The sequence below is a fragment of the Fictibacillus sp. Mic-4 genome (assembly GCF_049843615.1).
Classification (GTDB): Bacteria; Bacillota; Bacilli; order Bacillales; family Fictibacillaceae; genus Fictibacillus_A; species Fictibacillus_A gelatini.
On record NZ_JBBHZM010000026.1, the window covers coordinates 20,352 to 41,482 of the forward strand.

At 42.8% G+C, this 21,131-nt stretch carries 19 protein-coding genes, 1 riboswitch and 2 other annotated features (1 of these 22 only partly in view); of the genes, 18 read left to right on the forward strand and 1 reads right to left on the reverse strand.

Annotated elements, in window-relative coordinates; translation table 11 throughout:
- Window positions 1–126 (forward strand) — a binding site (T-box leader); it begins 171 nt to the left of the window's first position.
- Between the two features lie 127 nt (window positions 127–253).
- The 17 genes from WD019_RS15625 (at window position 254) to WD019_RS15705 (ending at window position 18,960) form a co-directional block, all read left to right on the forward strand.
- Window positions 254–1,105: an SAM hydrolase/SAM-dependent halogenase family protein gene (locus WD019_RS15625; RefSeq protein WP_425712091.1), complete on the forward strand. Its 852-nt coding sequence runs from the start codon at window positions 254–256 to the stop codon at window positions 1,103–1,105.
- A 21-nt stretch (window positions 1,106–1,126) separates the two neighbouring features.
- Entirely contained in the window at window positions 1,127–1,684 is a 558-nt protein-coding gene (locus WD019_RS15630; RefSeq protein WP_425712092.1) for an ECF-type riboflavin transporter substrate-binding protein, read from the forward strand.
- Window positions 1,685–1,770: 86 nt separating this feature from the next.
- The gene (locus WD019_RS15635; protein ID WP_425712093.1) at window positions 1,771–3,504 is read left to right on the forward strand and encodes an ABC transporter ATP-binding protein; all 1,734 of its coding nucleotides are present in this window, start codon (window positions 1,771–1,773) and stop codon (window positions 3,502–3,504) included.
- Window positions 3,476–4,306 (forward strand): energy-coupling factor transporter transmembrane component T family protein, encoded by an 831-nt coding sequence (locus WD019_RS15640; RefSeq protein ID WP_425712094.1) that lies wholly within the window; start codon window positions 3,476–3,478, stop codon window positions 4,304–4,306. The genes WD019_RS15635 and WD019_RS15640 overlap by 29 nt, the downstream gene beginning before the upstream one ends.
- Before the next feature lie 285 nt (window positions 4,307–4,591).
- Window positions 4,592–4,948, forward strand: coding sequence for a VOC family protein (locus WD019_RS15645; protein ID WP_425712095.1), 357 nt, complete (start codon window positions 4,592–4,594; stop codon window positions 4,946–4,948).
- Between the two features lie 22 nt (window positions 4,949–4,970).
- Entirely contained in the window at window positions 4,971–5,306 is a 336-nt protein-coding gene (locus WD019_RS15650) for a VOC family protein (RefSeq protein ID WP_425712096.1), read from the forward strand.
- A gap of 92 nt (window positions 5,307–5,398) precedes the next feature.
- Window positions 5,399–5,642, forward strand: a binding site (T-box leader).
- 118 nt (window positions 5,643–5,760) lie between these two features.
- Window positions 5,761–7,323, forward strand: a complete 1,563-nt coding sequence (locus tag WD019_RS15655) for a 2-isopropylmalate synthase (protein ID WP_026678254.1) — start codon at window positions 5,761–5,763, stop codon at window positions 7,321–7,323.
- Between the two features lie 109 nt (window positions 7,324–7,432).
- A complete protein-coding gene (locus WD019_RS15660; RefSeq protein WP_425712097.1) occupies window positions 7,433–7,957 on the forward strand; it encodes a DinB family protein in 525 nt (174 codons plus the stop codon).
- A 236-nt stretch (window positions 7,958–8,193) separates the two neighbouring features.
- On the forward strand, window positions 8,194–9,054 hold the full coding sequence (locus WD019_RS15665; protein ID WP_026678255.1) for an AraC family transcriptional regulator: 861 nt from the start codon (window positions 8,194–8,196) through the stop codon (window positions 9,052–9,054).
- A gap of 141 nt (window positions 9,055–9,195) precedes the next feature.
- Entirely contained in the window at window positions 9,196–10,302 is a 1,107-nt protein-coding gene (locus WD019_RS15670) for a GerAB/ArcD/ProY family transporter (protein ID WP_425712098.1), read from the forward strand.
- 263 nt (window positions 10,303–10,565) lie between these two features.
- A riboswitch (SAM riboswitch) is annotated at window positions 10,566–10,670 on the forward strand.
- 109 nt (window positions 10,671–10,779) lie between these two features.
- Window positions 10,780–11,547: an ABC transporter ATP-binding protein gene (locus WD019_RS15675; protein ID WP_425712099.1), complete on the forward strand. Its 768-nt coding sequence runs from the start codon at window positions 10,780–10,782 to the stop codon at window positions 11,545–11,547.
- A 17-nt stretch (window positions 11,548–11,564) separates the two neighbouring features.
- A complete protein-coding gene (locus WD019_RS15680) occupies window positions 11,565–12,584 on the forward strand; it encodes an aliphatic sulfonate ABC transporter substrate-binding protein (RefSeq protein WP_425712100.1) in 1,020 nt (339 codons plus the stop codon).
- Window positions 12,581–13,447, forward strand: a complete 867-nt coding sequence (locus WD019_RS15685; protein ID WP_425712101.1) for an ABC transporter permease — start codon at window positions 12,581–12,583, stop codon at window positions 13,445–13,447. The genes WD019_RS15680 and WD019_RS15685 overlap by 4 nt, the downstream gene beginning before the upstream one ends.
- Window positions 13,448–13,547: 100 nt before the next feature.
- Complete coding sequence (locus WD019_RS15690; RefSeq protein WP_425712102.1) at window positions 13,548–14,972, forward strand: amino acid permease; 1,425 nt, start codon at window positions 13,548–13,550, stop codon at window positions 14,970–14,972.
- Between the two features lie 37 nt (window positions 14,973–15,009).
- Entirely contained in the window at window positions 15,010–16,155 is a 1,146-nt protein-coding gene (gene ssuD / locus WD019_RS15695; protein ID WP_425712103.1) for an FMNH2-dependent alkanesulfonate monooxygenase, read from the forward strand.
- A 339-nt stretch (window positions 16,156–16,494) separates the two neighbouring features.
- A complete protein-coding gene (locus WD019_RS15700; RefSeq protein WP_026678261.1) occupies window positions 16,495–16,902 on the forward strand; it encodes a hypothetical protein in 408 nt (135 codons plus the stop codon).
- Window positions 16,903–17,382: 480 nt separating this feature from the next.
- Window positions 17,383–18,960, forward strand: coding sequence for a Vga family ABC-F type ribosomal protection protein (locus WD019_RS15705; protein ID WP_425712104.1), 1,578 nt, complete (start codon window positions 17,383–17,385; stop codon window positions 18,958–18,960).
- A 55-nt stretch (window positions 18,961–19,015) separates the two neighbouring features.
- On the opposite strand, the gene WD019_RS15710 is transcribed toward WD019_RS15705, so the two are convergent.
- A complete protein-coding gene (locus WD019_RS15710; protein WP_425712105.1) occupies window positions 19,016–19,522 on the reverse strand; it encodes a GNAT family N-acetyltransferase in 507 nt (168 codons plus the stop codon).
- Window positions 19,523–20,127: 605 nt separating this feature from the next.
- On the opposite strand from WD019_RS15710, the gene WD019_RS15715 reads away from it, so the two are divergent.
- Window positions 20,128–21,123, forward strand: coding sequence for a DUF4003 family protein (locus WD019_RS15715; protein WP_425712106.1), 996 nt, complete (start codon window positions 20,128–20,130; stop codon window positions 21,121–21,123).
- Window positions 21,124–21,131: the final 8 nt, after the last annotated feature.

Here is a 21,131-nt window from a genome sequence, read left to right on the forward strand (position 1 = left end):
ATACCATCGTATAAGAGCCAGGTATACCATGGCTATACAGCGCTTTGCTCCGTACGAATTAAGGCTGCTTATGTGAATAAGCAGTGAATGAAGGTGGTACCACGGGATTCATACCTCGTCCTTTTCGTAATGATTAGGGCGGGGTTTTTAATTTACTCTGCTAAGCGAGAAAAGGAAAAACGAGGGCTTCAGCAATTAAAACTTGGGCAAGCCAATTTTCCTGAGGTAAAAGCAGGTAAAGGAGGAAAGAGATATGAGTCAAGCATTAGTATTGCAATCGGATTTTGGCATTAGCGATGGGGCGGTCAGTGCCATGTACGGGGTTGCCCATTTAGTCAATCGTGATATTCGCGTTTTTGACTTAACGCATGACATTCCCCCATATAATATTTGGGAAGGATCGTACCGTCTGTTGCAGACGATGAACTATTGGCCGAAGGGAACCGTCTTCGTTTCCGTCGTTGATCCTGGAGTGGGTTCATTACGCCGAAGCATTGGTGTGAGAACAGCTTCAGGCCATTTCGTTATAACACCGGATAACGGCACGCTTACCCACATTTCACATGCGATTGGGATTGAGGAAGTTCGGATCATTGATGAGTCGATCAATCGTCTGCCGTATTCGAGTGAATCGTACACGTTCCATGGGCGGGACATTTATGCGTATACCGGGGCGAGGCTTGCCTCTAACGTGATCACGTTTGAAGAGGTCGGGCCGGGTGTGCCCGTCTCATCGATTGTGGCATTGCCGCTTTTTGAAGCTTTTGTTAAAGAGGATAAGATAACAGGAGCGATCGATATTTTGGATGTACGCTTCGGAAATCTCTGGACGAACATTCATCGTTCGCTCATCGAACAATTAGGCATCAACTATGGCGATAAAATAGAAGTGGTTATCACAAACGAGGCGCACAAGCGCAAAGTTTACAATAACATCATGTTGTTTGGGCGGTCATTTGCCGATACGAGAGAGGGCGAACCGCTCGTGTTCATCAATTCATTAGATAATGTTGGAGTCGCCATTAATCAAGGATCATTCGCAAGGGCATACAACGTTGGCACAGGCACGGATTGGCGCCTTTCCATCCGTAAGGTACCGCGATGATAAAAAATGGGGGTTAAGAAAATGGGTAAAAACCAACTTTCAACGAAAACGATAGTAGCGATTGGAATCGGAGCAGCTGTATTTGTCATTTTAGGGCGGTTTGTCTCCATTCCAACAGGGATTCCAAACACGACAGTGGAAACAGCGTATGCGTTTTTGGCACTTATGGCACTGTTATTTGGGCCAATTGCAGGAGGATTGATTGGCCTTATCGGACACGCATTGAAAGATGCTATCTTTTATGGCACTCCGTGGTGGAGCTGGGTCATCGTTTCGGCATTGGTCGGTTTCCTGTTCGGCCTTGCATCCAGGAAAATCAACCTTGATGAGGGGCGGTTCGGTGCGAAGCAAATGGTATCTTTTAATATCATCCAGGTGATTGCGCAGGCGATTGGCTGGTTTTTCATCGCACCGATGCTCGATATTCTCATTTATGCGGAGCCGGCGAATAAAGTGTTTGTACAGGGGATTGTTGCCGGAGTGTCAAATATGGTTACGGTTGGAGTGCTGGGTACGCTTCTTGTGGCAGCTTATGCAAAAACGCGCACAAAAAGCGGCAGTTTGCGAGTCGAAAAATAAACCGGAGGCCAATGCCTTCGGTTTTTAAAGTAGGTACAATAGTCTTCAATAATAGAAGATTAGAAGGTTTGAGACAGGAGATGTTTATGAAAAAGCCAATTATTGCGTTTAACAATTTTAGCTTTAAATATCGGAGTCAACAAGAGCCAACGCTTTACAATATTGATTTAACGATCTATGAAGGCGAGAAAGTGTTGATTGTCGGGCCGTCGGGGTCCGGGAAAAGCACTCTTGCCCATTGCATGAATGGACTCATTCCTTTTTCGTACAAAGGAGAGATCACGGGCAGCCTGCAAATGATGGGGAAAGAAACGAAAGACCAGTCGATTTTTCAATTGTCCAAAATGGTCGGCACGGTGTTGCAAGATCCGGATGGGCAATTTATCGGGCTTACAGTCGGGGAAGACATTGCGTTTGCATTAGAAAACGACTGCATTCCGCAGGATGAAATGACGGGCCGGGTTACCACCGTTTCGAACATGGTTGGCATGAATGATTACCTTCATTCATCGCTTCACCAATTATCAGGCGGGCAAAAGCAACGTGTTGCACTTGCAGGTGTCATGGTCGATAACGTAAACATTCTACTTTTTGATGAGCCGTTAGCGAATCTCGATCCGGCAACCGGAAAAGAAGCAATCGCTCTTATCGATCGGATACAAAAAGAAACGAATACGACGGTTGTCATTGTCGAGCATCGACTGGAAGATGTGCTGTATCGTGATGTCGACCGCATTATTGTCATGAACAAGGGACGGATTGTGAGCGATTTGCATCCGGATGAGCTTCTTGCCACAAACGTATTAGAAGAGTGCGGCATCCGAGAACCGCTCTATTTAAAGGCGATTAAATATTCAGGTTCAGCCATCACGCCGGACATGCTTCCCAGCCATATCGAAAGCGTGAACCTGGACAACTGCAAGGATAACTTGCTCCACTGGCTTGAAAAAAAGGATGGCATATCAGAGCCGAAACATAAAGCCGAACCCGTTCTCCAGCTTGAATCGGTCTCGTTCAGCTATGAATCTGGCAAAGAAATCTTAAAGGACATTTCGTTTACGATCCACAAAGGCGAGATGGTCAGCATCGTCGGGGCAAACGGCGCCGGCAAGTCGACGTTGACGAAAGTGATTTGTGGGTTTGAAGCACCAACGCGGGGGAAGCTTTACTATAACGGCAAGGACATGACAAATGACTCGATTAAGGAACGCTCGCTAAAAGTTGGCCTCGTTATGCAAAATCCGAACCAAATGATATCGAAAACGTTTGTTTATGATGAAGTCGCATTTGGCCTTGTCATTCGTGGCGTGCCTGAGGCGGAAATTCGTGAGCGAGTCGAAGAAACATTGAAAATTTGCGGCCTGTATCCTTTTCGCAATTGGCCGATATCAGCGCTAAGCTTCGGGCAGAAAAAGCGGGTCACGATTGCGTCCATCTTAGTGCTGCAGCCGGAAGTGATTATCCTTGATGAGCCGACGGCCGGTCAGGATTTCCGCCATTACAAAGAGATTATGGAGTTTTTAGTCGAGTTAAATCAAAGAGGGGTCACAATACTGATGATCACGCATGACATGCATCTCATGCTGGAATACACCCCGCGTGCGATTGTTATCGCCAATGGAAGAAAGCTAGCGGACAAATCGGCAGCTGACGTATTGACGGATCGCAACATTATTAGGGAAGGCAATTTAAAAGAAACGTCCCTTTTAGATCTTGCCGAACGGTTGCAGCTCCCCGAACCAGGTGAATTTGTCCGTCATTTTATTCACGTTGATAAAGGGGGAAATGGAATTGGCAGTAAATATGTTAGCGTTCGTTGACCGCCCATCGCCGATTCACCGGCTGAGCGGGGCAACGAAATTCCTTTGTTTTATCATGTGGTCGCTTGCAGGAATGTTAACGTATGATACGCGTGTCTTGTTGTTTATGCTCGTCGCAAGCCTTATCATCTTTACCGTTTCAAAAATAAAAGTGAAGGAAGTGTCATTTGTTTTACTCTTTATCTTCCTTTTTTTGTTTCTTAATGACATCGCGATCTTTATTTTTTCCCCTTTAGAAGGAGTGAAGATTTACGGAACGAAACATGTGTTGTTTCACATTGCGGGGCAATATGATGTAACTGTTGAACAATTGTTTTATGAGCTGAATATTACATTGAAATATTTTTCAATTATTCCTGCCGCACTTCTATTCATTAAAACGACGAACCCGAGTGAATTCGCATCGTCCTTGAACCGGATCGGCGTCAGTTATCGGGTGGCGTTTGCGGTCGCTATTGCCCTCAGGTATATTCCGGATATCCAGCGCGACTTTCAGACGATTGCCCACGCCCAGCAAGCGCGGGGAATAGACATGTCGCGGAAAGAAACGATTTTCAAACGGGCAAAAAACGCGCTGGCGATTGTCTTGCCATTGATCTTCTCCAGTCTTGAACGGATTGAAACGATCAGCAATGTGATGGACCTTCGCGGCTTCGGAAAGCACAAAAAACGCACATGGTATAGCGCCCGACCGTTTAAAAAAAGCGATTATATTGCGCTTATTACTGTAGTTGCCTTATTTACTGTCTCCATGCTTGTGACCTTTTACGATGGTAGCCGGTTTTACAATCCCTTTGTTTAGCCCGCGGTGTCCGAGTGAAGGCTTCGAACATACCTCTTAATCAAACGTTTGATTAAACAAAATTGAAGCCCTGGAATTGGGTTTCTTTTTTGCAAATTAAAAAAAGGAAAGCACCTTATCAAAAGAGAATCTATAAATTAATAAACAAAAGAAACATTCTTGAAACAAGTAGCACCATAATCAGGTTAATCTATGTAAAGATAAATTTATGCCTCTAAAAAGAAGATAGATATTGGAAATTGTATCTCATTGGAAATGGCAAAATCAAATAAATGGAGGCTCAAAATGAAGGTCAAACGAATTGTTGCCAATATAGATACCCAAAATATTGAGGCAGCTGAATGCTTTTACCAGGAAGTACTCGGCCTTGACTTAATGATGGATCATGGCTGGATTGCAACGTATGGGACAAACGAGGAAATGAATATCCAAATTAGTTTCGCCTCACAAGGAGGCTCTAACACGCCTACTCCTGATCTTTCGATTGAAGTCGATGATGTTGATATGATGCTTGAACGTATGACAGAGGCTGGTTTTCCGATAGAATATGGTCCAGTTGATGAACCGTGGGGAGTTCGGCGCTTCTATGTCCGAGATCCATTTGGCAAGCTCATTAACATCCTGACCCATATATCAAATTGATGCCCTAAGAAAGGAGGAAGAAATGAAACTCAATCATCTAAATTTAACCGTGACAGATGTCCAGGCTACCCGGGAGTTTCTAGAAAAATATTTTGGTTTAACGTGCAAGGCAAGCCAGGGAAATGGCTTTGCAGTAATGCTGGACGATGATGGTTTCGTGTTAACGTTAATGAAAGGGGAGGCTAATTATCCGAAAACCTTCCACATAGGTTTCCCCCAGAAAAGCGAAGAGCAGGTGGATAAGATCAACCAACAGTTAAAAGAAGCAGGCTTTGATGTGAAGCCTCCGATACGGTCTCATGCATACACGTTCTACGTCAAGGCGCCAGGGGGATTTATGATTGAGGTACCCTGTTAATTAAGGCACAATTTCTCATATTGCCTATATTTTTAAAAAATTCTGTTGACAATTCAGTTTGATCCATGTATTATTGCATATAATCAAATGACCAAAAAGCAAAGATTGGAAATAGTAGAAGGAAGGATAAGCTTCTTTAGAGAGCCGATGGTTGGTGGGAATCGGCAGTTATCGCCTTTGAACTCATCCAAGAGCTGCTCCCTGAACCGTTGAAGTAGGGGACGCCGGATTCTCCCGTTATGAAGATAGGCAGTGATGGCTGCCGAAAATGAGTGGGTTAATCTTATTTTGATTGATCAATTAGAGTGGTACCGCGAGCAATGCCTCGTCTCTATTGTTATATAGAGACGGGGCTTTTTTTATCCCGCAAAACAGTTAACGCAAGAGGTTTTCCACGTATGCAATACTAACCGAGGGAAAACAAAACATTAACGAACAAAGGAGTGTTTCTGAAATGACGAGAAAAATTTGGATGTTTGATACGACGTTGAGAGATGGAGAGCAAGTTCCGGGGGCTAAACTCAATTTACATGAAAAATTGGAAGTGGCGCACCAGCTGAAGAAGCTGCAAGTCGACATTATCGAAGCCGGTTTTTCTGCGTCTTCTGCCGGTGATTTCAATGCGGTCAAAGAAATCGCCAGGAAAGTAGGAAACACGGATGACGTGATGATTACAGCGCTTGCAAGGGCGGTGAAAGCCGATATTGATGCGGTATATCATAGTGTGAAATACGCAAAGAAACCGTTAATCCATATTGTTCTGGGAACATCGGACATTCATGTGGAAAAGAAGTTTGGAAAATCAAAAGATCAGATTTTAAATATCGGTGTAGACGCCGTCAAATATGCAAAAACATTGCTGCCGGAAGTCCAATATTCAACGGAAGATGCATCTCGCTCCGATTTTGAATACTTATGGGCAACGATTGAAGCAGTAGTGAAAGCGGGGGCGACAATGATTAATGTCCCTGATACGGTTGGCTATGCGGAACCAGAAGAGTTTGGTGAACTGATTTTTAAAATCAATGACCGTTTGAAAAATTTGAATGACAGTGTGCTTTTGAGCGTCCATTGCCATAATGATTTAGGCATGGCGACGGCCAATACGCTGGCAGCTATCAAAAACGGGGCGGATAAAGTTGAATGTACCATGAATGGAATTGGCGAACGTGCGGGCAATGCGGCTCTTGAAGAAGTGGTAATGGCGATGAATACGCGCTCATCTGTCTATAACGCATACACCAACATCAACACGAAAGAAATTATGAATACATCGAGGCTTGTGAGCCGTTTGATGGGGCTTGAAGTGCAAGTTAATAAAGCGATTACGGGGGAGAACGCCTTTGCCCATTCCTCAGGCATCCACCAGGATGGTTTGCTGAAGTCAAGAGATGCGTATGAAATCATTAGTCCAATAGACGTCGGGCTTGAAGATATGGAGCTTGTTTTAACAGCTCGTTCTGGCCGCCATGCGGTAAAAAATGCGCTACAAAAATTAGGCTTCAATCAGTTCACCGATTCACAATTTGAAGAGATCTTTGAAGCGTTTCTTGAGTTGGCGGATGTGAAAAAGGAAGTGTACAATCATGATCTTTATGTTATTGTAGAAAACTATTATGCAAAACATGATGTTCAGGATATAAAGCACTATAGTGATTCCTTCTTTGAACTAGTAGACTTGCAGGCGATCAGCAATGCCCATTTCCCATCTGCAAGCGTGAAAGTGAAAAAGGGCGATCAAATCATAGAAAGAAGCAGCGTCGGTTCCGGACCGATTGATGCTCTATATTCAGCAATTACTGAGATCAGCGAGTTAGATATTAGATTGATCGAGTACAATATTAGCAGTGTTTCAAGGGGAAAAGAGGCATTGGGGAAAGTGAAAATCCAGGTCGAATACCGGGGGGAAAGATATGTGGCAAAGGCAACCGATACCGATATTATGAAAGCAAGTGCCATTGCCTATATCAATGCCGTAAATAGCATTGTCGTGGACCAGTTGCTTCCGGTTGAATAAGTGAATGCTTTTGTCGGATGAACCGATACTCCACTTTTTATTCACTGACATCCGCTGTCAGTGAACTTGCGTTAAACTGGGATTATCAACTACCAGGGAGGAAAATAAAATGGCTCATCCCGTTTTAGACATGTACGATTACCATGTTTGGGCAAATGGTGTAATCATTGATCATATGAAAGAACTCCCTCAAGACCTCTACCATAAAGATACTCAAAGCGGTTTTTCTTCGGTAGCAAAGGTGCTGGCCCATATTTATGCCGCAGATTGCACGTGGCTTGACATCCTCTCGGGCAAAAGCATGACCGAAGCATTGGCGTCCGAGCATCAATTGCGGGAGCAAACGGAAACAAAAAGCATTGGGGAAATGAAAAAAATGTGTTCCGATTTATCCGAACGGTACAAAACATTTTTGGAGGGACAGGGTGATCTTAACAAAGTGATTAGTGTTGACAACCCCTATGCCGGGTCTCTTAAAACTTCCATTTCTGAAATATTAATTCATGTTGTCACACATGGCTCCTATCATCGCGGGAATATCGCTACTATGCTGCGGCAAATGGGGCATGTCTCTGCCATGCAAGATTATGGGCTTTATCTCTATTCGAAAAGCAACAACTTTAATAATGTTTAGAGAACCATGTAAAAGTTAATCAAACGTTTGTTTAAAACGAAAATGCTATAATGCTACATATCTATAAAACAAGGAATGGTATAGTTCCAGCCGTCCTTGCTTTTTTTGGATAAGTTCAAGAATCACGTGGAAAATAAACCAACGGTGCTTTTTTAACGAAAACTGTCCGAACAGAGCATAAAATGACAGGATGGAATTAATGCCTTTTTTTACAATAGAGGTAAGGAGTGAGCGAAATGGCATGGGTTGAATCATTGCAAAAGGCGATTAACTATATGGAAGAGCATTTGCTGGAGGATCTAACGATTGAGGACATAGCGAAGCAAGCGAATGCATCGTCCTTTCATTTTCAGCGGACATTTTTGATTTTGACCGATATATCCGTAGGCGAGTACTTGCGCCGTCGCCGACTGACGCTGGCCGCTCAGGAATTGTCCAGAACAGATAGCAAAATTATTGACCTTGCCTATAAATATGGCTATGACACTCCTGAGGCTTTTTCAAAGGCTTTTCGAAAACAGCATGGCGTAACTCCGCGTGAAGCTCGAAAAGGAATGGGAAAGCTGCAATCTTATAACCGCCTGGTCATTCAGGTGAGTCTGAAAGGAGCAGAACCGATGAAGTACAGGATTGTGGAAAAAGAAGCGTTTCAAGTGGTAGGTGTTAAACGAGAGTATTCATGTGCAAATGGAGAGAATCTTAAAGGAATACCGAAATTTTGGGAGGACGTTCATCAAAATGGAACGAATGAATGGCTTGCTCAATTAAACAACGGACCCATTAAAGGGGTGCTTGGCGTTTGTGTGGATCAAAGCGGGAGGCAATCGAACGAAATCGATTATTGGATAGCTGCAGCATACGATGGTAATGTGCCAGAAGGGTTAGAAAGCTTGGAAATTCCAGCATCCAAATGGGCGGTATTTGAGGTGCATGGAGCCATGCCAGACGCTATGCAAAAAGTGTGGAAACAAATTTTTTCAGAATGGTTCCCATCAAGCGGCTTTAAGCCTGCGGGGACTCCTGAATTAGAAGTATATTCGGACGGCAATCCTAACGACCCCAATTATTATTCGGAAATCTGGATCCCGGTCAAATAAAGGGTAATTAAAAACACGAATGAAGCGGTTTAATGCCGGACTTCATTCGTGTTTTTCTTTTTGTAAATAAAGCATTTGGAAATACTACTAATAGAACAGTTGTTTAATTTCATTCCGGTAATGAGGGGAGGAAACAATCAAATGAAAATAGGGGCCCGGCAGTTTACCATACTTGTGATTCTCGTTACAATTGGGGATTCGCTCTTAGTGTTGCCGGCTATTCCCGCCTTTGAGGCCAAACAGGACGCCTGGATTGCCGCCATCGTAGGATTGATCATCGGACTCGTCGTTATTTATTTAATATGTACCGTGGGTAAGCTTTACCCTCAGTTAACGCTCATTCAATATTCGGAGAAAATACTTGGCAAGTGGCCGGGGAAAATGGTAGGATTTTTATTTTTATGTTATCTATTCGTATCCATTTCTACACATACACGAGAAATAGATGATTTTTTCACTACCGAAATTCTGCCGAATACGCCAATGATGGCGATCAGTTTTCTTTTTATTGGTATCGTTGTTATGGCAGCAATACTGGGATTAGAAGTTATTGCACGTTCTGCTGAACTATTTTTCCCAATCTTTCTTACCCTTTTTTTCGTTTTAATTGTATGTCTTACACCACAAATCGAGTTGCAGAACTTACAGCCGATCTTTGAAGGGGGAATGAAACCGATACTGCGGGGATCATTTGCAACGACTGCTTTTCCTTTTATAGAAGATGTTGTGTTTTTAATGATTTTTCCTAATATTATTCAGGCTGAAAAAATTAAAAAGAGATTTATCATAGGAGCGATGTTAGGTGGAATCGTTTTAATTCTATTTATCACTGTTTCCATTCTTGTTCTAGGACCTTATGATGTCGCAAATAGTATTTACCCAGGGTATGCCCTTAGTAAAAAAATAAATATTGGCAATTTCATTCAGCGAATCGAAATTATATTAGCCGTCATGTGGCTTCTGACGACTTATATCAAAGTCGCATTCTATTTTTACATCATGAACCTTGGACTAGTCCAAATAATGGAGATAAAAAACGAGAAAAACCTTCCTTTTGCACTCCCATTGGGTCTAATCGTTATCGTATTTTCATTGCTGGTATCGCCCCATATCGCCTATATCATTCATGTCATCAGCGCCTATTGGCCTTTTTTAGACGGGGTATACAGTGTGCTGTTGCCGCTTTTGTTGTTATTCGTTTATTGGCTTCGGAAAATTTTCAAAAAGCAAGATAAATGGTCTTCTTAAAAAAGACAACTGCTTTGATAAAAAAAACAGTTGTCTTTTATTCTACGTTCTAGATGATTGTTTCTAAACAATCCTGCTTATGACCCATTAAAAAAGCAGATTGATTTTTTTAACAAAAAACATAGTTGACACATCGGTATTATATGAATTATTATAAAATAAATTTTAAATCCATTGCCGGTTTTCCAATAGCTGATCGGATCAACCGAAGGCTCTTAATCTCAACTAAGATTAAGGGCTTTTTGTTTTTTTAGAATAACCGAAACTTATCAAGAGAGAGGGAGGGACTGGCCCAATGAACTCTCGGCAACAGACTGCATTTGAAGAACTGTGCCAATTCCTGCAAGCGAGAGCTTGATAGATAAGGAGAAGACTTTGCGACAGCCCTTTCCTTTTTATCAAGCGAAGGGGCTTTTTGCTATTTAAGGAGGTGAGTAATAGTTCCATTCAAAGTCCAAAGAAGAGAGGGGAGAGAAAATGACCGTTTCTATTTCTGTAAAAGAGAAGATTTTTTTGAAAGGCCAACGTGAAGTAAAGGTTCTTGAACATGTCGATGTCACGATTGATCAAGGGGAGTTTGTTACTATTATTGGTCCAAGCGGCTGCGGAAAAAGCACATTATTGAAAATCGTCGCAGGCATTGATAGTGACTATGAAGGATTTGTCAAAATCGGCAACAGAGAAGTGAAGGGACCAGGGACCAAACAAGGATTTGTCTTTCAAGAGCATCGCTTATTTCCGTGGTTAACGGTGGAGGAAAACATCGCAGCGAATCTTTCCCTCAGGAATTCCGAAGTGCGAAGGCGAGTCCACGAACTTATAGAAATCGTTCGCTTGAGTGGATTTGAAAAGTCTTATCCACGTGAGCTGTCAGGCGGTATGTCACAGAGGGTGGCGATAGCAAGAGCGCTTCTCCGGGATCCGGAAGTTCTGCTTCTTGATGAACCATTTGGGGCGCTGGACGCTTTCACGCGCAAACACCTTCAAGACGTTTTACTGGATATTTGGAAAGAAAGGCAAACGACGATGATTTTAGTGACGCATGACATTGATGAATCGGTCTATCTTGCCAATCGCGTCGCAATTATGAGCCCAAGGCCAGGCACTGTAGGCAAGTTGATCCCAATTCAGCTGCCATATCCTCGCAATCGTACGAATGAAGCGTTTCAAGCGGCCAGGCAACAAGTATTGGCAGAATTTGAGAAGACAGAAGAAGTGCATTTGCTTGATGGATCCGGGATTTAATAAAGGGGGAAGAAGAGATGGGAAGAAAAAAGATATACATACTGGCTGTTCTAGGGTTTTTGTTAGTTTTAGCGGGCTGCGATTTAAAAGCGGGAGGAGCGGAACAGGACGGAAAAGGTTTAAAAACAATCAATATCGGCATTCAGCAAAGCATTGGCCCGTTGCTGCTTGCAAAAGAGAAAGGCTGGTTTGAAAAGGAATTTAAAAAAGAAGGTATTGAAGTGAAATGGACGGAATTTCAAAGTGGGCCTCCCCATTTTGAGGCAATTGCTTCAGACCGATTAGACTTTGGCCAGGTCGGGAATTCACCTGTCATTGCCGCGCAGTCGGCTGGCATTCCGTTTAAGGAAATCGCAAATACAAGCAACGGACTGAAAGGAAACGCCATTTTAGTTCAGAAAGAGAGTGGAATAAAAGATTTAAAGGACTTAAAAGGAAGAAAGATCGCTGTGGCAAAGGGAAGCAGCGGGTTTAATTTGCTTTATCGCGCTCTTAGTAAGGCCGGGCTCAAACCGGATGATGTAAAAATCATCCAGCTACAGCCTGATGAGGCGCAGCCAGCTTTTGAAACAGGGGCTGTGGATGCATGGTCGATTTGGGAACCGTTCATATCGTTAGAAACTATTGGAAAAGGCGCGCGGATTTTAACTGATGGACAATTGCTGAACGTGTACTCTCCCGGGTTTACCGTTGTTCGCACGAAATTTGCTGAACAGCATCCGGAACAAGTCATTCGGTTCTTGAAAGTTTACGAGAAAGCCCGCCTTTGGGAGGAGAAACACCAGAGCGAAGCGGTATCCCTCTATGCGAAAGTGAAAAAAGTAGATCAAAAGATCATCAAGCAGGTCATCAAAAACAACAAGGCATTGAATATTCCTATCAGTGATGGCATCGTGAAGGCGCAGCAAAAAACAGCTGACTTTCAATATTCGCTTGATGCCATAAAGAAAAAAATTAATACGAACGAAGTGGTCGATAATTCTTATATTAAAAAGGCATTAAAAGAAGTGAAAAAAGAAGGGGGAGATAAAAATTGAGCCAGCCAAGAGGAGCTGCTGGAACAACCGGCATTTTTTCAAAAAACATTTTAGTCAAACGGTTGCCTAAAGTAAATGTGAGGGACCGGGCAAAGGTTTTTATAAGGGGATTGGCCGTTCCCATTTTCATCCTTTCCATTTGGCAATTGGCAGGGTCTTACGAGTGGATTTCAAAAACCGTTTTGCCGACACCGCTCGATATTTTGGCAGCATTCAGGGATCTGGCTGTTTCCGGAGACCTTGCCTCCCATTTGAAAATAAGCGTTTGGCGTGCGGCTGCCGGCTTTGTGATAGGGGCTGGTTTAGGATTGGTATTAGGGATGTTGGTCGGTTTTTCAAACAAGGCGGAACACTATGTCGACCCTTCTTTCCAAATGCTGCGTACCGTCCCTCATTTAGCGGTAGCGCCTTTGTTTATTCTCTGGTTCGGATTTGGGGAAGTATCGAAAATATTGTTGATCGCCAAGGGCGCATTTTTCCCGGTTTACATTAACACCTTTCTTGGAATAAGAGGGGTCGATGCGAAGCTCTTTGACGTGGCGCGCATTCTTTCATTCAGCCGTTATAAGCAATTAACAAAGCTTGTTTTGCCGGCTGCTTTGCCCAACATCCTTCTAGGCATCCGTCTATCGCTTGGCATCGCATGGCTCGGGCTAGTCGTCGCTGAGCTGATGGGTTCGAGCGAAGGGGTCGGGTATATGATTATGGACGCGAGGCAGTTTTCCCATACGGATGTCGTTTTTGTCGGCATTATTATTTTCGCTCTCGTTGGCAAAATTACGGATTCATTGGTACGGGCCATTGAAAATAGGCTGTTGAAATGGCGTGATAGCTTCAAAGGGCAGAATTCTTTCCACACATAAAAGGCATCAGGTCATGAATTCATTGCAACCTAAAACCGAGTAAATTCATGTGTTTAATATAGTTTAGGACGAGATGATTCAAAATTAGGAGGTGGTTCATTTGCCTAGAAACCAAAATAAAGATCAATTACAAGAAACGGGCTCGGAGGGGCTTGACAGGAGCTTGACAAACCGGCAAATCCAAATGATGGCGATTGGGGGAGTCATCGGGGTCGGGCTGTTCTATGGCGCCTCTGTATCGGTAAAGTTAGCAGGGCCGGCCGTATTGATCGATTTCGTGATTTGTGGGGTTCTTGTCGCCATCGTCATGAGATCGTTAGGGGAAATGACCGTGGAATATCCGGTTTCCGGATCGTTCAGCCATTACGCCAGCGCCCTTCTTGGAAGGCGGATAGGGTTTTTGACGGCGGGAATGTGGTGGTTTTATTGGGTGGCCACCGTGATGTCGGAGCTAGCGGCTATCGGCAAATTAGTCCAATACTGGTACCCTTCATTTCCTGCATGGATTCCTGGACTCGTTGCATTAATTTTTTTTACAGTGTCGAATTTGCTTGCCGTCAGGGTTTTTGGGGAGATTGAGTACTGGTTTGCGGTACTGAAGGTTTTGGCTGTACTTGTATTTATGGCGTTTGGGTCATTGATCATTTTAACAGGCATTTTTAACAACGGGGAAGCTGTCGGCATAAACAACCTCTGGATAAATGATGGGTTCATGCCGAATGGGTGGCCGGGTATTTTCGCAGCAATATCTCTTGTTGTACAGGCATTCAGCGGAATCGAAACCCTTGCTGTTGAGGCGGGTGAATCACATGACCCAAATGCGGCGATGCAGAAAGCCTTTAAATCAGTGACGTTCCGCATTCTCTTTTTTTACATCGGCTCAATGCTCGTCATGCTTTGCGCTTTTCCGTGGAATAAATGGATTGTTCATGATGGAAGCCCTTATGTGCTAATGTTTTCAAAAATCGGGATTCCGCTGGCAGCGGGAATTGTCAATTTGATCATCATCTTGTCCGCGCTGTCTTCCTGCAACACAGGCTTATATGGAGGAAGCCGAATGCTTTTCAGCATGTCAAAAAAGGGGATATATTCACAGCGATTCGCCAAATTAAATCGAAATAAAATTCCGCATGTCGCTGTTTGGGCGACAGCGGCAATGATATTCATCGGGGTGGCCATTACTTATTTGGCGCCCGACAAAGTGTATGTTTGGATTACAAGTGCTTCCGCATTTGCTTCGCTCTGGACCTGGGGGATCATATTGGTTTGTGAATTGGCGTTCAGGCGGCGCATGATAGAGCAGCAAACAGAGATTAAATATCCGATGCCGTTATGGCCAGTATTGCCAATGATAGGCTTGCTGCTAGTTCTCATCTCGTTTATTGCGATCGCTACTTCCCCTTTGACGAAAATCTCTATGTTTTCAGGAGTCGCCTGGTTAATCGTACTTTTAGTATACGATCAAATCCGCACGAAAAAGCAGCCTGCCTTCATTCTTCTTGATGGGCAAAATGCAGGCCGGTAAAAATTGAAATAAATTGATTAAAAGGGAGAGATGACAAATGGAGATATTATGGTTTATTCCGACTCATGGAGACGGACGGTATTTGGGGACTGTGAAAGGCGGAAGGCCTGCAGAGTATTCTTATTTTAAGCAAATCGCGCAAGCAGCGGATCGCCTCGGTTATTCGGGCGTGCTTATACCGACGGGAAAAGCGTGTGAAGACCCGTGGGTTATAGCTTCTTCTTTAGCTGCTGAAACGAAAAGGCTAAAGTTTTTAATCGCGGTTCGTCCGGGATTGATGGTCCCGTCGGTGGCAGCTAGAATGACATCGACTCTTGATAGGCTATCTAACGGACGTCTTTTAATCAACGTTGTAACCGGTGGCGATCCTGTGGAGCTGGCCGGTGATGGGGTCTTCCTTGACCATGATGCTCGCTATGAAGCGACAGATGAGTTTTTGACCATCTGGCGTTCGTTAGTAAAAGGTGAAAATGTAAACTTTACCGGAAAGCATTTAAAGGTGGAAGATGGCAGTCTGTTGTTTCCTCCGGTTCAGAAACCATATCCTCCGATTTACTTCGGTGGTTCTTCCAGAGCCGGGCAGGAAGTTGCTGCAAAGCATTCCGATGTTTATTTAACATGGGGCGAGACACCGGCTCAAGTCGAACAAAAAATAAATCATGTAAGGAGATTGGCAGAGCAACAAGGAAGGAACATCAAATTTGGGATCCGATTGCATGTCATTGTGAGGGAAACGGAACAAGAAGCGTGGGAAGCGGCTGATCGCTTAATCCGTTATGTAGATGATGAAACGATAGAATCAGCCCAGCGTGTCTTCGCCAGATACGATTCGACGGGACAAAAAAGAATGGCTGAGCTGCATAAAGGGGGAAGAGAAGCATTAGAAATCAGTCCGAATCTATGGGCAGGGGTTGGTTTAGTGAGAGGGGGCGCTGGAACCGCGTTGGTTGGCAATCCTGAAACAATAGCAGAGCGAATAAAAGAATATGCCGATCTTGGCATCGAATCGTTCATTTTTTCAGGGTACCCTCATTTAGAAGAAGCTTATCGGGTGGCTGAATTGCTGTTTCCGCTGTTGCCGATTGAAAATCATCAAATACATGAACCAGTTAACCAGAGAATCGGAGAAATTGTCGGCAATGCCTTTTTTCCGAAAGAAAAAGGCGTTGCGTTAAAAGACTGATCGATTAAATGGAAAGAGGAGCCGGCTAGATCCGGCTCCTCTTCCGTCTTTTTTCATTCGTGTGAAATGCCTGTCCTGGCTCCTATATGGCTGCAAACTCAATGGAGTTAGCTAAAAATTTTCCCTACCTTTCCCGGGGTAGCCTATCCCTTTGCCTATGGAAAAACCTTCCTTATTATCGGATTTAATCTATTCTATACGTTAGATGAAATCATGGCCATACGATCGATTAAAGTAAGAGTGGTATATCTGCGTAGAGAAATAGACAGTCGATAATAGGCAGGAAAAGGCAAGTTTTTATCGAAATAAATCTAGGAGAAGATAAAAGGATGGTGCTTTATGTCGTACGCGGAAAAGCTTATACAGAAAATAAAGGAACGATATGTAATGGATCATAATGCACGGGTACATATTGATAAAACGCAACATTCAATTAATGTTTTCTTAAGTGATATGAAATTTAAATTAAGAACGGTGGAAGAGAAAACCGATGAAATTAGCATTATTGTCAATCAACCATCTCCAGGTGTATTTGCCTATATAACGATAATGGGAAACACGTTAAGCTTTGAAAGAACGGAGGAGGGGATTATCCGGGTCCACCTGAAAAAGCAAAGCTATAGCAGGGAGCTCGACCGGGTTTATTGGGATGGCAATCAAGTAGTTTCGAGCAAATATCGAAGCGAATTTTTAATTCCTAGATTAAATGATTACCTGAGAGAGGCGTTTGACGATTCATTAGATTAACATTCAGACAGGAAGGAAAAATGTTCAGAGAATTATAAGCCGTCGTTTATTTTCTGAAAAAGTTGGGCAATAAATGAGTTGACGTTTCTTGACAGCTCCTATAGAATAAAATTAACAAAAAACGGAAGGGTGAAGCAAGTACATGATTTTATAATCCTATTTTTAGAAAAAACATTCGTTACAAGTCCTAAAATGGTGATCTAAATCGGGAATCCATCTTTTTAAATATGGATCCATCATTCTAGATCAACCATAAAGATTAACGATGCTTTTCTGGATAGGATTAGTTGTGTACTTCAATAGCTAAAGAGTGTTTAATACTGCTTTTTTGGTATGCCTTTTTCGCTATCGCCCAAAAGTCACCTCCTATTCGGAAACGGATCAGGAGGTTTTTTGCATTGGTGTAAATGGTGGAAGATTAGAGTCGACAGCTGTTTCAGCGAGTTCGGTTGATACTGCATGATGACAAGGAGGGATTTCATGATTATTCTAGAAGCTAATCATCTCGAAAAATCAATTAAAGACCGGAAACTCTTTGCCGCCAGAAAACTGAGAATCCAAGAAGGGGATCGGATCGGATTAGTTGGCCGTAACGGAAGCGGGAAAACGACACTGTTATCTATATTAGCCGGGGAGCAAAAGGCAGATACAGGGACGATTACTACAACGGCTACTCGTTATTTATTGCCTCAGTTAAAGAAAAACGATTCATACAAAAGTGGTGGCGAAATAACAAAACGCTATATTGACAAAGCACTAGCAGCAAAGCCGGATATTTTATTTGCGGATGAACCGACAACCAACCTGGATACTGAGCGGGTTGAGGCGCTCGAAACCCATTTGAAGCGCTTTCGCGGGGCGATTCTGTTGGTTTCCCATGATCGTTACTTTTTAGACCAGCTCTGCACAAAAATATGGGAAATTGAAGAAGGGGAAGTGACGGAATTTAGCGGGAACTACACCCGGTACCTTGAGCAAAAAGAGCGACTCAGGCATGAGCAACAGGAGAGCTATGAAAAGTATGTGGCGAAGAAAAAACAGTTAGAACGAGCGACACAATTAAAAGAGCAAAAGGCAAACCAAATGGTTAAACCCCCTTCAAAGCGGATGGGCACATCTGAATCTCGATTATGGAAAATGCAGCATGCGACGAAACAGAAAAAAATGCACCAAAATATAAAGGCATTGGAAACGCGCGTGGAAAAACTGGAAAAAGTCGAGAAGCCGAAAGATTGGCCACCGATTAAGATGGATTTGCCGAATGGAGAGGAAATACTGGGACGCCATGTCATTCAAGTTAACCATTTGTCGATGAATTTTGCCGAACGAGTGCTATGGAAAGATGCTACTTTTACGATTAAAGGTGGAGATAAAGTGGCCATCATTGGCAACAATGGAGTGGGCAAAACGACGTTATTGAAACAAATTTTAGCGGATGTAGAAGGAGTAACGATTTCCCCTGCGGTTAAAGTCGGTTATTTTAGCCAGAGCCTCGATATTTTAAATGGGGAACAAACCATTTTGGAAAATGTTGAAGCTTCCTCCATTTATCCGGAATCGACCAATCGAACGGTGCTTGCCCGCCTGCATTTTTTTGGCGACGATGTTTATAAACCGGTTAAAGTGCTTAGTGGCGGCGAGCGGGTAAAGGTCGCTTTTGCAAAAGTGTTTTTAAGCGATATGAATGTGCTTGTGATGGATGAGCCGACGAACTTTTTGGATATTGAAGCGATGGAAGCATTGGAACAGCTGCTAAAGAATTACGAAGGAACGGTGATCTTCGTTTCCCATGACCGCCGTTTTATTGAAAACGTTGCTACCTGTATTATTGAAATAAAGCAGCAAGCGATTACTGCATTTTCCGGGAACTTCAAAGAGTATAAGGGCAGGAACGAGCAAACCGTACGGAACGTTGCAGAAGATGAGCTATTGCAAATTGAGACTAAGCTTACGGAAGTGATCGGCAAACTCAGTCTACTTCCTTCCAACGAATTAGAACAAGAGTTTCATTCGTTAGTCGCAAAGCGGAATCACTTGAGAAAGCAGTTGAAAGGATAGATTTTTTAACAGGATAAGGAACAGTGAATCTATCCTCACTGTTCTTTTTCCCCTGTTATTTGCAAACGGAATACACGAGCACATCTTTCCCCCATTTATGTATTCTCTTCTCGACGGTCATGTCGATTCGTTCCGCCACTTTTATGGAAGGGGAGTTATCGGGATCAATTAATGAAACTAGTTTAGGAAGTTTTAATGTCTCAAACCCATATTTCTTACAGGCTAAAGCAGCCTCTGTTGCAAAGCCTTTTCCCCAGGCACGTCTGGCAAACAAATAGCCGATCTCCATCTCAACGGCCCTATCTATTTTTTGCAGGACCATTCCGCACTGTCCCAGAAATTCTCCAGTCTGTTTGTCTTCAACGATCCAGAGGCCGACACCGTAATTCCTGTAATTGTCCAGCGTCCAGTTTACCCATTCTAACGCTTCCTTTTCGCTTTTAGTAGAAGGATAATACTTCATTGCTTCAGGATCTGAGAAAATTTCCATTAAGTGATTCACATCATCGTTTCTCATTTTCCGCAATTGTAAACGTTCCGTAGTCAGAATGTTAGCGTCCACTTTTCCCTCCTGAGTTTCGTATATAATACAAGATTAACAGGTTTAAAGCGTTTTCACAAAAAGGTTTGCTGTGGGTTGGAAGTTTAGCAAAAACTAGTGCCCCTTCTAGAAAAAAGTTTGGTTTTCAATAATAGGAGGACATTCTTTTTTTAAGAACACCTCGTTAGATCTGTGAACTGAGGAAAAACGATCACGAATCGTTACATGATTTAAAATGATTTCGTTCTCGGACAATATGTGCTCTTATTTGGATAATAAATCATCCGGTTGAGACAATAAAACCTTACTTTTGGACAATTAGTGAAAAATATACGGTAGTGTCAAAAATTTTATTGGCTGACTGAGGCCATTTATTATCCGATAGTGTCTATTTATTGACGGAAATCAACTGTTTATTGTCCAGATCCCATGAAAATAGCACCACACTAGAGAAATTTTGTCCTTTTTTGCTTCCGTCTTCTTATCTTTTTTACAGGCGAAAATGGATTCTTGAAAATAAAAACTTTCTTAGCTGAAAAGGCACTAGTTGTCCTAAAAAAGAAATGAAACAATTGGCTATGATAGTTCGTATTAATAAGAAAATAATGACATAGGAGGCCTGAGTTATGCACTTAGATTCAACACTGCAAAAAGTAGATGACTATAAAACGATTTATGCGAAGTTAAAAGAAAAACTGAGATGGAAAGTAACCGATCAACGGACGCTGATGATCGTGGCATCGCTATATGTTGTCAAAGATCGACCGTTTGAATTTCAGCGTTTTCTTGCAATTAGTGATTACATTAAACAGCAGGTGAGCTTGTTTTCATCGCTCAGAACAGAGCGCTTTACGATGGCTGCTATGCTTGATACCCGGTTTGACGATCCAAAAGAAAAACTTAACGCGTTGGTGGAAGTCTATAATCGATTGATTGAAGGCGGTTTTGGCAAAGGCAACTATACGTATATAACTGCTTTAATTATGCTCGCTGAATATGGAGAAAAAAGCCTTTACACGGATGCAATCAAAAGAGCGTTAGCCGTTTATCAAGGAATGAAGAAAAATCATATTTTCTTAACATCAAAGAGTGATTACCCGCTTGCTGTTCTTCTATCTCAATTGAATGTAGAAGTGGAAGATGTGATGTCATGCGTTGAAGAGTTTTATGACAAATTGGCTACGAGTGGCTTTCGAAAAGGGAATGACTTGCAGTTTTTGAGCCACATCCTTTCTTTAAACAAGGAAACAGGGGCAAATGTTTTAGTTGAACGATGCATTCAAATATATGAACTGTTTGCCCAACATATAAGTAAGCCGAAAGCGATGCATTATCCTGAGATTGGCTTACTCGCATTGCTGGAAAATGGAGCGGGCGAAGTAGAGACGATTCAACATGTTTTAAAAAAACTCAACTCTGAGAAGTTGTTCAAGTGGCATAAAGATTTGAATGTGATCATGGCAGTGAATTTTACCGTTAGTGATCAAATGAAAAATTCAAGTTTAATGGAAACCGGAATCTATACAACGATTGAAGCCATCATTCAGGCTCAGCAGGCAGCGATGATCGCCGTAATTGCAAGTGCTTCGGCAGCTGCTTCTTCTAACGGAGGAGGCAGTTAAGTACGAAT